This window comes from Streptomyces sp. NBC_01197, assembly GCF_036010505.1.
In the GTDB taxonomy this organism is placed as follows: Bacteria; Actinomycetota; Actinomycetes; order Streptomycetales; family Streptomycetaceae; genus Streptomyces.
In genome coordinates this window covers 2502411-2514767 of the sequence record NZ_CP108569.1, presented here as the reverse complement: position 1 = coordinate 2514767, position 12357 = coordinate 2502411, and the positions used below count along the sequence as shown (strand labels likewise).

General features: G+C 69.7%; 10 protein-coding genes and 2 pseudogenes. 7 read left to right on the top strand and 5 right to left on the bottom strand.

Features of this window, described 5'->3' with window-relative positions; all coding sequences use genetic code 11:
- Positions 1-227 precede the first annotated feature (227 nt).
- The 4 genes and pseudogenes from OG452_RS11265 to OG452_RS11250 all read left to right on the top strand — a co-directional run bounded on the left by OG452_RS11265 (position 228) and on the right by OG452_RS11250 (position 1542).
- Positions 228-410 carry an SPOR domain-containing protein gene (locus OG452_RS11265; protein WP_327295480.1) on the top strand — a complete coding sequence of 61 codons (183 nt, stop codon included), beginning with the start codon at positions 228-230 and terminating at the stop codon, positions 408-410.
- An 81-nt stretch (positions 411-491) separates the two neighbouring features.
- Positions 492-599: pseudogene (locus OG452_RS11260) on the top strand ((deoxy)nucleoside triphosphate pyrophosphohydrolase); the annotation flags it as partial.
- A 122-nt stretch (positions 600-721) separates the two neighbouring features.
- On the top strand, positions 722-1123 hold the full coding sequence (locus OG452_RS11255; RefSeq protein WP_327299592.1) for an NUDIX hydrolase: 402 nt from the start codon (positions 722-724) through the stop codon (positions 1121-1123).
- 53 nt (positions 1124-1176) lie between these two features.
- The gene (locus OG452_RS11250) at positions 1177-1542 is read left to right on the top strand and encodes a nuclear transport factor 2 family protein (protein ID WP_327295479.1); all 366 of its coding nucleotides are present in this window, start codon (positions 1177-1179) and stop codon (positions 1540-1542) included.
- A gap of 12 nt (positions 1543-1554) precedes the next feature.
- On the opposite strand, the gene OG452_RS11245 is transcribed toward OG452_RS11250, so the two are convergent.
- The 4 genes from OG452_RS11245 to OG452_RS11230 are packed head-to-tail and all read right to left on the bottom strand — an operon-like array spanning position 1555 to position 7599.
- Positions 1555-1983 carry a hypothetical protein gene (locus OG452_RS11245; RefSeq protein WP_327295478.1) on the bottom strand — a complete coding sequence of 143 codons (429 nt, stop codon included), beginning with the start codon at positions 1981-1983 and terminating at the stop codon, positions 1555-1557.
- The gene (locus tag OG452_RS11240; RefSeq protein ID WP_327295477.1) at positions 1980-4103 is read right to left on the bottom strand and encodes an integrase; all 2124 of its coding nucleotides are present in this window, start codon (positions 4101-4103) and stop codon (positions 1980-1982) included. Before OG452_RS11240 ends, OG452_RS11245 begins: the two co-directional genes overlap by 4 nt.
- Positions 4100-6004, bottom strand: coding sequence for a hypothetical protein (locus OG452_RS11235; protein WP_327295476.1), 1905 nt, complete (start codon positions 6002-6004; stop codon positions 4100-4102). Before OG452_RS11235 ends, OG452_RS11240 begins: the two co-directional genes overlap by 4 nt.
- Complete coding sequence (locus tag OG452_RS11230) at positions 6001-7599, bottom strand: integrase (RefSeq protein WP_327295475.1); 1599 nt, start codon at positions 7597-7599, stop codon at positions 6001-6003. Before OG452_RS11230 ends, OG452_RS11235 begins: the two co-directional genes overlap by 4 nt.
- A gap of 59 nt (positions 7600-7658) precedes the next feature.
- Between OG452_RS11230 and OG452_RS11225 the strand changes: the two are divergent.
- The 3 genes and pseudogenes from OG452_RS11225 to OG452_RS11215 form a co-directional block, all read left to right on the top strand.
- Positions 7659-7958: pseudogene (locus tag OG452_RS11225) on the top strand (NUDIX domain-containing protein); the annotation flags it as partial.
- Between the two features lie 295 nt (positions 7959-8253).
- Complete coding sequence (locus OG452_RS11220) at positions 8254-8649, top strand: ATP-binding protein (RefSeq protein ID WP_327295474.1); 396 nt, start codon at positions 8254-8256, stop codon at positions 8647-8649.
- A 154-nt stretch (positions 8650-8803) separates the two neighbouring features.
- Positions 8804-11317, top strand: coding sequence for a SpoIIE family protein phosphatase (locus OG452_RS11215; protein ID WP_327295473.1), 2514 nt, complete (start codon positions 8804-8806; stop codon positions 11315-11317).
- Between the two features lie 55 nt (positions 11318-11372).
- Here OG452_RS11215 and OG452_RS11210 read toward each other — a convergent pair whose 3' ends face one another.
- Positions 11373-12281, bottom strand: a complete 909-nt coding sequence (locus tag OG452_RS11210; protein ID WP_327295472.1) for a LysR family transcriptional regulator — start codon at positions 12279-12281, stop codon at positions 11373-11375.
- Between the last annotated feature and the right edge of the window lie 76 nt (positions 12282-12357).

The window sequence follows — 12357 nt, the reverse complement described above, 5'->3', positions numbered from 1 at the left end:
CTCTTGGGTAACTGAAGGGTGTCCGTGGTGCGGCCCCGAGTGGGCCCGGCGGTGGCCTGACGCTCCGTCGTGTACTCAATGGAAATTGCAGAGTGGCTTGTTGCGTACCTCTTTGTGAGAATGCGTATTCGCTCGGTAAGGGTCAGGCGTACGCTCGGGCATATGCAGACTGCGGTTTCCTGGGGATCAGAGATGGCCTGCACGCCGGCGTACGACGGGGGCACGCGATGACGGACAACGGGAATGCCATGCTTCTGTGGCAGGTGATACGAGAGGACGACAACGGCAATCGCTATCGCGTCGGAAGGTACGCGACGAGGGACGAGGCGCAGCAGACCGCCGACGCCCTCGGTGCCGGCGGGCACCGGCAGATGTACTGGATCGAACGCATCGGCCAGAGTGTGCAGTAGAGCGAGGCAGTGGCCCCGCGACGGGTGTCCGGGGTCCTGGGCGGACCGGGACCCCGCCGGGGTCTCGATACGCTCGGCTCCATGGCTGATCGCATCGTCGTGGGTGGAGCGTTGTACGACCAGGGGCGGCTGCTCGCCGCGCGCCGCAGCGCGCCGCCCGAGCTGGCGGGCCGCTGGGAGCTGCCCGGCGTTCATTAGGCAAGTGGGTTGTCGGGTGTGGAGGTGTCGGCTGAGTGCCGGTCGGCGTCGGCAGATCCTCCCGCCCCAGTAGTGTCCTTTCAGCCAGATTCTGGATGAGAGGGAAGAGGGCGCTGTCAGTGCTGATTGACACGGTGGCCTGGGTGCGGATCGAGGGTGGTCGGATCCTGTGCGGGCGTCCGCGCGGGAAGGACGTTTTCTACATCCCGGGCGGCAAGCGGGAGGGCGCGGAGAGCGACCTGGAGACCTTGGTTCGTGAGATCAAGGAGGAGCTGACGGTCCTGCTCGATCCAAAGACCGTCGTCCATGCGGGGACGTACGAGGCGGGGGCGCCCGGCCTCCTGAACGGCACCGTGGTGCGCATGGCCTGCTATACCGCCGAGTACCAGGGAGACCTGATGCCGAGCAGCGAGATTGAGGAGGTGGCCTGGTTCTCGTACGCCGACCGGAACCTTGTGCCGCGTGTCGATCAGATGCTCTTCGACGACCTGAAGGCTGGCGGCATGCTCGCCTGAGTCGCCCGAACAATTCGCTGTGCCCCGAGAAGGCGTGTCCGTAGGGTTGGTGCATGGCGGATGAGAGTGAGCGGTCCGTGCAAGCGGCCGTCGACGGGGAGTTGCGGCTTCTCGACCCTGAGGTGCGTGCTTCGCAGGCCGTTGTCCTGGAGCTTCTGGATGCGAAGTTCACCGAGATCGGGGCTTCTGGACGCCGGTGGGACGCGGAGTCGATCCTCACGGTGACGAATGGCGGAACGGTGTCCCCGGATTCTCCGGTCAAGGTCAGTGAGATGTCCGGCGTCGTCCTCGCCCCTGGCGTCGTTCACCTGACGTACTTCGCCGACAACCAGGGCCGCCGGGCATGGCGGAGCTCCCTGTGGCGCCTGACGGAGACGGGCTGGCGGATGTATTTCCACCAGGGCACCTTGGCGAACTGAGTGGGTGTGTCATCAGCGGTGCGGCCGCCGCCGCGCGGGCAGGCTGGTGACCCGCGTGGGGCCGGCTCCCTCGCGGGCGGCGTGCAGCTCCAGGTCGAGCTCGGCGACCAAGCGGCGTAGAGCTGCTGTCACTTCGCGCTCCTTTGCCAGCGCGGACGCGGTCTCCGTCAGCTTCTGTTGCAGCCGGGCGTTCTCCTCGGCAAGGGAACTGGTGAGGGCCGGGGTGTGGTTCTGCGCACGCACGCTCGCCTGGAACTCCTCGACCAGGTCCTTGTGGTCGCCATAGAGGGCGTCCCGGCGCAGGCCGGATTCATGCAGAAGCTCGGTGACGGTGAGACGACCGGATTCCGAGCGCAGTGGGGCGCCTCCCAGAAGGCGATCGGCTGCGGCTCGGATTGCGGAGCGTTCGGCGCTGAGGTCACGGGGGCGGCGGGTGGTCATTTCGAAGCTCCTTCGGTGCGGTTCTGCTCGTGACGGTGGACGAGCGAGGTGATGCGTTCGGCCTGTGCCGAGGCCCGGTCACGCAGAGGCTGGGGTGCCAGCGGGTCGGACGCTGCCGCCTCCCAGCCGCGGAGATCCTGCTTGCGGTGGGCGATGTCCCGGTCGGTGAAGGCCAGATTGGTGCAGGTGGACCGGCATTCGCTCTCGTCGGGCCCGGCCGGTTCGGGCAGACCCTGGGTGAGGCGGGCGGTGCGGCAGGCGGCCGTTTCGGAGCGCCATACGCAGGTCATGCCCTCACCGTGGTGCACCTGGGGGTCCGTTCCGGCGAGGAGTCGCGCGGCACTGCGAGGGCTGATGACCGTGCGGCCGGGGAAGTCGACGACTTCGGTGATCCTGCGGCGGTATTCGTCGGCGGATGGTCCGCTGACGTGCTCACCCGCCGCGAGTCGTTGGGCGTCGTCGCTGATCTGCTCCAGGACGAGTTCGAGCTTCTCGACCGCTACGTCCTGCAGCCACTCGGTGTCGGGTGCGCCCGCGTAATTGAGCGTCACCTTGGTGTCGACGTGCCCGTACTGGAGAGCGGCGGCGATGAGGCCGCGCGGGCGGCGGACGATGAAATGGGCCAGAGTACGGCGGAAGCGACTGGAGTTGAGGTTTCCCGAGGGGTCGTCGGGGATGGGCGCGCTGCCGTCTGCACGGCGAAAGGTCTGGTTCACCCAGGCTGCGAAGTCGGCGATGTCCCGGTTGATCGAGTGGCAGGTGCGGGCATGCGTCGTGGACGGTCGGAAGACGCCCGTGCGCAACTGCGCGGGGAAGAGATAGGGCTGGGCGTGCAGGGATTCCAGCAGGGCGGTGGCCTGATGGACAACCTCGACGACCACCCACGGGCGGGTGGGCTCCGCGAACTCCGGTGTGTCGGGAGCGCGGTCGTAGCCTTTGCCGCGGTGGCCGTGGATGACGAGCTGTCCGGTCGTCTCGTCCGCGCCGCGGCAGTCGCGGCGCAGCGACAGTACTTCTCCCGGGCGCATCCCGGAGAGGTAGCAGACGACGGTGAACAGGGCGCCGATCAGTCGGCGCCACAGCCCAGGCAGCTCAGCCACGGTGAGGGGCGAGTCACGCCAGGGGCTTCCCTGGATCCGCCCCGTGATGACACCCACCGTGCTGTGCGTGGCGACGGGCAGTCCTTGTCCGGCCAGCCAGCGCTTCTGGGCCGGACTGAACTGGCCCTTGTCGTCCATGCCGATGAGGCGGAGCACGTGGCCGTAGTTGATCCCAGGGCCGTCGGGACCAGATGTGCCCGGTAGGGGAGTGCCGGTACGTCGGCAGAAGTCCGCGTACTTCTGAAGGCGCGGCCCTGTGGTTCCTGTGTAGATCGCCTGGGATGGGTGCTCGCCTCGGCACAGTGCCGCGTATTCCTGCCAGGCGTCGCGGATGTCCGGACCGATCTGCTCGACCATGTGCAGCGACCACGCGAGTAGCGCCTCCATCGTGTCCTCGTGGATACGGGGGCGCTTGTTCTCGCCGCCTGCCGCACGGTGGCCGACGAGTTCGTTGGCGGCCTTCCCCGCCCAGGGAAAACCGGTGGCTAGGCGGCACGGAGCGGGAAGGACGTCGCGAAACAGCCAGAGGGTGCGTAGCGCGCTCACTGCGTTCGCCTTCAGCCGGGGTGGCGTGCTTGTCCCGATGACATGGCGCAGGTAGGTGTCAAGGTCATGGCCGGTGACGTCGGTGATCTGCCCACGGTCCTGGGCGTGCATCCAGTGGGCGAACAGCCGCAGGCCGCGGACCAGCATGGGCAGGGAGCCGATGCCGATGTACTCGGCGGGCCGCTGGCGTCCGCCGGGTTCCACGGGCTGGGGGTGGTCGAGCGCGGCCAGCAGGACGGTGCGGAACTGGCGGCGGAGCGCTCCGGGGAAGACGAGCAGGTTGAGGTGGCCGACATCCGTGTGGGCGTCCCGGTGGGCGGGGCGGACGTTCCAGACGTCGTCACCGAAGTGGGAGAGGAGGGAGGTGTCGGTGCCGAGCCGGACGGGACGGTTGCGCAGCACGGGGACGTCGTCGTCCGGCCAGGGAACGGGGGCGTCCTTCACCGGGACGTACAGGTGGGCGGGCTGGGTCATCGCAGGTCGGTCCGTCCGTCCAGAAGAGAGGTGACCAGGGCGTGGTGCTGATCTGTGACTGAGGCACGTGCGTGGCCGTGTTCCGCAGGGCTGTAGTGGCCGAGGATGTCGCGCAGCCGGGCCAGCGGTGTTGCGTAACGGGTCTCCCACACCTGCGGATCCAGATTGGGGCGAAGTGCTTCCAGCCGGTCGTGCAGCGCGACCTGTACCGGTAGGTGGTGCGGCAGGGCCCGTGCGTTCGGGCAGTTCAGGCAGGAGTGGAGGAACGAGGCCGGGCACGCCTCTCCGGCGGGAGCGTGCGGGCTGTCACGGTGGTCGCGGCAGGCGACGACCGCGGTGTCGCGTTCGGCGGCGAGCATGCCCCGCAGCGTCTCCGGGGCGAGGCCGGCTTCCGCGGCTGCCGTCGGCAGGTCCTCGGCGGCCAGGGCGAGCAGGCGGGACGGGAGCACGGTGACCTCAGCGGTCACGCGAGCTTTGGCCACCTCGGCCTGGAGGACTTCGGCGACAAGGGTCCGGCTCTGGTCCCGGACGGTCTGGCTACGGCGCAGGTAGTGATCGCGCAGGGTCCGTGCGGTGTGCGACACGGGACGGCGCTGGATTTCCAGAGCGGTCTGGCGAATGCGCCGCACGTCGATGGCAGGGGGCCGGCCCTCCTCCGCGCGGTTGACGGTGGGGAAGCCGCGGCTCCGTGCCCAGCGCTCCACACGGACTTCGTCGGACCACAGCGTGTCCGACTTCCCCGCAGTGGCGAACCGGCGATAGGCGAAGGCGCCGGGCAGGCCGCTGATCAGCCGAGCCGGAGCGGTCAGTTCCACCAGGAGTTCGTAGAGCCGCAGCGGGGAGTGGAACAGGGCCTCGTCCTGCGCGGGCCGTTCCAACACGGTCCGAAGGGACACCGGAAGGTTTTCGACGGCTGCCACCCGGTGCTCGCGGTCCGGGCCGCGTCGGGGCTTCCGCTGCTCTACCAGGACGACCGTCGTCTCACCGCCACCGCCACCGCCACCGCCACCGCCACCGCCACCGCCACCGCCACCGCCACCGCCACCGTCCGGCCGCTGGTGCAGAGCGGGCCATTTCCCGATCGTGCCGATGTTCTCCGCCGTCAGCGCGGACAGGAGCAGGGCGAATGCGGTGGCCTCCTGCTGCGACAACGTCAGCATGCGCATCACCGTGGCCACTCCACCGCACCGCTGCACGGCCGGGCTGCCGCCGCCGTCGCTCCGTCGGGGAAGATCACCGGTCCGCACGATCACGTTCAGGAGGTGCGCCAACTCGGCGGCAGGGTCTCCCTCGTCGACCTCGCCGGAACGAAAGCGTTCCAGTAAGCGAATCCCGGCCCGGACTCGGTCCCGGGACAGACGGACGTCCCGCCGTAGCGCCGTCGTGATCTGCTGCCACTCGCCCTCGGAGTACGCCGTGATCTGCTCGGACACCTGCTTGACGGGCAGTCGCGTCTCGAACAGCTCACGTCGCGCGGGCTCGGGAAGTTCCGTACAGCCGCGCAGCGCGATCCGCAGGCGGGCCACGCAGGTCCGACGGGTCTGCGGATCCTCGTACCGGGACGCGAAGGCGCGGATGTGCTCGGCCGTGATGTCCGACGGATGCCCCGGCGGCGGTTCGCACTCAGCGAGGGACCGAGCGAAGTCTCGTACGACCTGGTAGCCGGTGCGGAAGGATCTCGCTCGCTTGACCCCGCTGCGAGGACCCGCCCGTTCGGCCAGTCGTCGGACCAGCCAGTTCCGTACCGGCTCGGTGACCGGCAGGTCGGAGCAGTCGAACCGGACGGTCCGCCCGGTGCTCTCCTCGTGGAAGAGCACCACCGCACCTGCCACCCCGCCGGGCAGTCGCTCGGGCGGCGACCAACCGGAGGGCGGGAGCGCCGCCCGGCGCCCGCCCCTCACCGCGCTCCTCCGGCCGCGACGACAGGGCCCACGACCGACCCGCCGTGCCGTGCGAAGATCCTCACCAACGTGTCCACGCCCGACCGCTCGTCGTCGTCCAGGAGCGCCATCAGGTACGAGACCTGCAGGCCGGTGAAGGGCTCCAGGTAGTACTCGCGTGTGGTGTCGGGGTGCCGGTGCCCGAGCAGCACGGCCAGCTGCAGCCAGATGTCGCCGAGCTGGTCGCGGAAGTCCTCGATCTCGTCGGGGGAGAAGCCCTCCAAGCGGCGCTCCTCCAGGAGCGAGAGAATCGAGAACCACTTCAGGGCGAAGGAATGCCGGCACATGTGGGGTGTCACCCACAGGGGACATTCGCGCCGCACCTGCTCCTGCTGGTCCTCGCCCACCCGCCCGTCGGGATCGGTCTTACACAGCCACGCCTCGGCCACCCGCCGGTTCGCGGCGTCGAAGGTGTCCTCCCAGCTGTGCGGCTTCTTCGGCAGGCCGTTCACCGAAAGCCACACCCACAGTGGTTCCAGACCCTGTGGATTCCGCCGGAACAGCAGACGACGGTCGTCCGGCGACAACTCGTCCAGGGCCACGGTTTCCGAACCGTCCGCCGTAGTCACGCGCAGTTTCCGGGCACGGGAATCATGGCCGGTGACGATGCGTACGCCGTTGAGCCGGTCGTACCGCCCTTCCCGCTGCGCCCTGCTGATCACCTCGGCCCGGGAGCCCTCCAGCGGATCCAGGTAGCCGTCGACCGATCGCAGCACCTGCCGGGGAATCCAGTACGTTCGGCCCTCGCGCCCGCCCTTGACGCACTTCGCCGCGAGCCACGCCGTCCCCATCCGCTCGCCGCCCGATCCGGGGAGCTCGACATCGAGCACGCTCGCCCACTCGCGCAGCCGCAGCCCGGTCCCGTACAGGCCGTCGACGAAGGCGGTGTCCCGGTCCTCGTTGAACCCACCGGTCTGTCGCCCCGCGCGTCGCAGGCCGTCGAATCCGTATCCGCGCAAACCGATGTCGCGCCACTGCTCCAGGGCGTCCCGAAGCAGCCACTTCACCTGACGGCTCGTGGAACCGGCCGGGCGCAGCGGATCGCGGCGCCCTCGGCTGTACGCCTGCCGCGTGGAGGTCTCGTCGTCGGTGCGGACGGTCGCGACCGGGTTGGTGATGCCGAACCTGGAACTCGCCCAGCTGTAGAAGCTGTTGAGCCCGGCTCGGTCGGTGTCGAACGAGGTGGGTCGCACGCGTTCGGTGTTCCGCGTGTCCGTGATCCGCCAGTCCTTGAACGCCTCGACGTCCCGGACGGTGGCCCGGTCCCAGGTCGTGCCGACGGCATCGAGGAAGTCCAACCACACGACGAGTGCGTAGGCGTAACGTCTCCAGGTTCCGGGCTGGGACGCCGCCATCCGGCCCTCCCGGAAGAAGAGGTTGATCCGGAAGTCGGGGCGGCCCGACGGCGGCAGGATGACGGGGGTGCCGTGACGGGCTCCGTTACGGACAGCTCGCTCGTGCAGGTCTCCGAGAGCGGGGAGCCCCAGGACCTCGGTATCGGGAGGCCGGGAGTTGAAGTCGTAGAAGTCAACGGTCCAGCTTTCGAGGATGTTCACGTGCGCAGCTCCGAGAGTAATGCGTAATGAACCGACAGATGAGAACAGCCTAGAGAACCGGCGGAAAGCTCGAGCCGGGGGAGAGCGCCGGGCAGGCGCTGGTACGTGAACTGCGCGAGGAACTGGGCGTCGAGACGGAGCCGCTGGAGCGTATCCCCGGCGAATGGCCGCTCGGCCGCGGCCTCGTGCTGCATGTGTGGACCGCGCGGCTGATCTCCGGTGAGGTGCGTCCGCTGGAGGACCACGACGCGCTGCGCTGGCTCGGCCCGGACGAGATCGACACCGTCGACTGGCTGGACCAGGACCGCCCCGCGGTGGCCGAGGCGGCGCGCCGTCTGAGGGCCGGGCTCCAGGGGTGACCTCATGGTTGACTCCCCGGCTGACCTCACGGGCGACGCGGGCCGGAGCCCGCGCACTGCGCTTACGCACCCCGGGCTGGTAGGCCCGCGCTGATCCGCCCGCGCTGACGCGCAGACGCTGGTCCGCCCGCGCTGACGCCCAGACGCTGGTCCGCCCGCTCTGATGTGCGCCGTTCGTGGCCCTGTACGGCATATGGCACGGCGTAGCCGATATCCATCGGTGATACAGGGTATGTGCTGGTTAGCACCTGTTTGTCAGAGCGTATGTCCGTGGTCGGCCTGGGGAAGTGATCGCTTGATCGACACCGAAGGCGGATGCGCCGAGTGGACCTTCCCCGCCGAGCCCGATGCCGTACGCGTCGCGCGCCGGGCGGTCCGGGACACTCTGCGCACCTGGGAACTCGACGGCCCGTTCGGTGATGTCGCCACGCTGCTCGTGAGTGAGCTGGTGACCAACTCCATGCGGCACGCCTCCGGCCCCATCGGGGTCAGGGTCGCGCGACTGGATCAAGCCACGCTCCGGGTGGAGGTTTCCGATCCGCTTCCGGATGCGCCCCGCGAGAGGACGGCGGGACCGGACGACGAGAGCGGCCGGGGGCTGCAGCTCGTGGCCTGTTCGGCGCAGCGTTGGGGGACTGCGCGCGGCAGATCGGGCAAGACGGTGTGGTTCGAGCTGGCTCAGCCTGGTTAGGAGAAGGGTGGGATTCGATCGCGGCCGGAGTGTCCGAAAGTGACTGAGACCGTGCTGTGATCGTGAACGCCGTGCCGCTGGGGACCGTAGTGCTGAATACTGCGGGTGCCACCTTGGTCGGTTCGGTGCGTGGTGAGCTGGAGGGGACGGTCGCGTGAGCGATATATCCGGTGCGACGGGCGATGTCGTATGGCAGAGCAGTCCGCCCGGTTCGATCTATGACTACATCAGGGTTGCGTCGTTCTCGATCGGGGCCGACGGGCTGGTGGAACAGTGGAGCAAGCGGGCCGAAGAGCTGTTCGGGGTAGACGCGCGTGACGCCGTGGGCGTGGACCCGGTCGAGGTCTTCCTGCCCGTGGAGGTACGCGGCAGAGGGCACGGCAGGGTCCGCGAAATCCTCGACGGCAAGGAGTGGACCGGTCTGGTCCCCTTCCGGATGCCGGACCGCCCGGAGACGCAGGGGCTCGCCGAGCTCTATGTGATGCCCACGGAGTCGGCCGACGGCGGAAGGGCCGCTGTCTGCATCATCGTTGATGTCAGGGTGCTGCGGCGGATCGAAACCGACCTCGCGTCCTCGCAGGCCATATTCGGCCAATCTCCCTTCGGCTTCCTGCTGTTCGGTACGGACCTCACGGTGCGCCGGGTCAACAAGCGGTTCGCGGAGCTTTTCGGTGACGAGGTGGCGGAGCACCGCGGCCGTACGGTCCACGACTATCTAGCCCGCGCCGAGGCCGACCGGATGACCGCGGCGCTGAAGCGGGTCCTGGAGTCCGGGCGCCCCGTCACCGACCTCCAGCTGATCGGCTCGGCGCCCGGCAGCACCGAGCGCAGGCACTGGTCGGTCAACCTCTACCGCGTGCACAGCGGGGCCGGTGTCCCCATCGGCGTCGCCGGCCTCGGCACCGATGTCACGCGCCGTCATGTCGCGGCCCGCGAGGCCGCCAACGCCCGGCGCAATCTCGCCCTGCTCAACGAGGCGGGCTCCAGGATAGGGAATTCGCTCGATCTGGAGACCACCGCCAGAGAACTCCTCGACGTGTCCGTCCCCGGCTTCTGCGACCTGGCGTCGGTCGACCTGTACCAGGGCCTGCTGGCCGGTGACGAGTCCCCGAAGGGCAGTGCCGACGGCAGCGCCGAACTGCGCCGCGTCGCCTATGCCAGCGCGGTGTCCGACGTCCTGCTGAAGGAATCGGACGACGGGCCGGCGCTCGGCGCCGTCCACCACTACGCCTTCCACTCGCCGTGTGCGAGCGCCCTGCGCACCGGAAAGGTGCGCTCCGTACCGGGCTCCCCGGGCAGCCACGTACAGTCCACCCTCGCCGTGCCGATGGTCGCGCACGACACGGTGGTCGGTCTGGTGCAGTTCTCCCGTACGAAGGGGAGCGAGCCGTTCGGGGAGCGGGACCGTTCGCTGGCCGTGGAGCTGGCCGCGCGCGCCGCGGTCTGCATGGACAACGCCCGGCTGTACCGGCGCGAACACGAACGGGCTTTGATACTGCAGCGTTCCCTGCTGCCGCCCGGCGATCCAGAGGCGGCCGGGCTCGACATCGCCTGCCGCTATCTGCCCGGCAACACGGCGAGCGAGGTCGGCGGCGACTGGTTCGACGTCATCGAGCTGCCCGGACACCGCACCGCGCTGGTCGTCGGCGACGTCATGGGCCACGGGCTGCGGGCCGCCGTAGCGATGGGTGAACTCCGCACCGCCGTACGGACGCTGGCCCTGCTCGACCTGGAGCCCGCCGAAGTACTCGAAGCGCTGGACGAGATCGCCCGCGGCCTCGGCACCCCCAGCGGCACCCAGCAGGCCTCGCGCGCCGCGCACAAGACACGTGAGGCCGACCTCTCCGAGGTCTATCTCGCGACCGCCGTCTACGCGGTGTACGACCCGGTCACCCGGCGCTGCACCTTCGCCAACGCCGGTCATCTGCCCCCCGTCCTGGTCGAACCGGGTGAACAGGCCCTGCTGCTCGACGTACCGCCCGGTATGCCGCTGGGCGTCGGCGGCGAACCGTTCGAGGAAGTCGAGGTCGAGATCCCCGAGGGCGCACTCCTCGCGCTCTACACCGACGGCCTGGTCGAGTCCCGTGAACATCCGCTGGACGAGGGGCTGAGCGCCTTCCGCGACGCCCTCACCCACTCGGAGCGCCCGCTTGAGGACGTCTGCGACCATGTGCTCAACACGCTGGACACCCAGCACGGCGAGGACGACATCGCGCTGCTGATGGCCCGTATCCAGGGCCTGCCGTCCGACGCGGTCGGCGACTGGCAACTGCCCCGCGAGCCCCGCTCGGTGGGCCGGGCCCGCGAGCTGGCCCGGGGGCAGCTGATTGCCTGGGGCCTGGAGGACCTGGTCGACACGACCGAACTCCTGGTCAGCGAACTGGTCACCAACGCCCTGCGGTACGGCGAAGGCGAGATCAGGCTCCGGCTGCTGCTCGACCGCACACTGGTCTGCGAGGTCTGGGACGCGGGCCTGGTCCAGCCACGCCGACGCCGCGCCCGTGATACGGACGAGGGCGGCCGGGGGCTCCAGCTGGTCGGACTGCTCAGCGCGGCCTGGGGCTCACGGCGGACCCCGCGCGGGAAGACGGTCTGGTTCGAACTGGCCCTGCCGGACGGCATGGCAGCGCCGGAGCTGAGCGTGGAGCAGCTGCTGAGCATGTACTGAGGGGAGGCCGGCCCGGCGGCTCGCCCCTCGGGCGGGCAGGGCGGCCCTGCCGCCGCTACTCGGACGCCCCCGGACCTTCAGGCCCCGGGGCGTCCGGAGCCCGCTCGCGCAGGAGCTGGAGGAAGGCCCGCGCCGCCGGTGAGGCCCCGGCGGCGAGCCACACCGCCTGGACCGCCCTGGGCGGCACATCGGTCAGCGCCACCGTGCTCACCGCGGGCATCCGGGCGGCCGTCGGCGCGGAGACCAGTCCGATGCCGAGGCCGCGCGCCACCAGCTGTTCCAGCAGCGCCATGGTGTCGGCCTCGAAGGCGACCGTGCGGGGGACACCGGCCGCGGCGAAAGCGGCGTCGTTGTGGCGGCGGATGCCGGAACCGGGCGGCATGTCGACCATGGGCTCCTCCGCCAGGCGGGCCGGAGCGACCCGGGGCGCCCCGGCCAGCCGATGCCCGTGCGGGACGATGGCGACCAGATCCTCGTGCGCCAGGACCCGCACCGCGAGCCCGGTCGTTCTCTCCGGCCTGCTGTCCACGAAGGCGATGTCGCAGGCGTGCTCGCGCACCTCGCTCAGCAGGTCCCTGACCATGCGGGCGCGGAGTGTGACGCGTACCGCCGGATACCGGTCCCGGTAGGCAGCGAGCAGGTCGGGCAGATCGACGGCGGCCAGCGGGGTGATGGTGCCGATGCTCAGCCGGCCGCGCACCTCGCTGCCGCACGCGATCACTTCGCTGCGGGCCCGCTCGACGGCCGCCAGCGCTTCCCTGGCAGGCCCGAGGAACACCTCGCCGGCCGGAGTGATCTGCACCCGGCGGCTGGTGCGTTCGAAGAGCCGGGCGCCCAACTCGTCCTCAAGCCGGGCGATCTGATGGCTGAGCGCGGACTGGACCACGAAGCAACGGTGTGCCGCGCGGGTGAAACTGCCGGTCTCGGCAACAGCGACGGCGTAGGCGAGCTGGCGGAGTTCCATGGATTCATCGTGATACGAGATCGCTGTGATGGCAACCATCTGTTGGACTCATTCTCGCTGCTCAGCCAGCATGAAC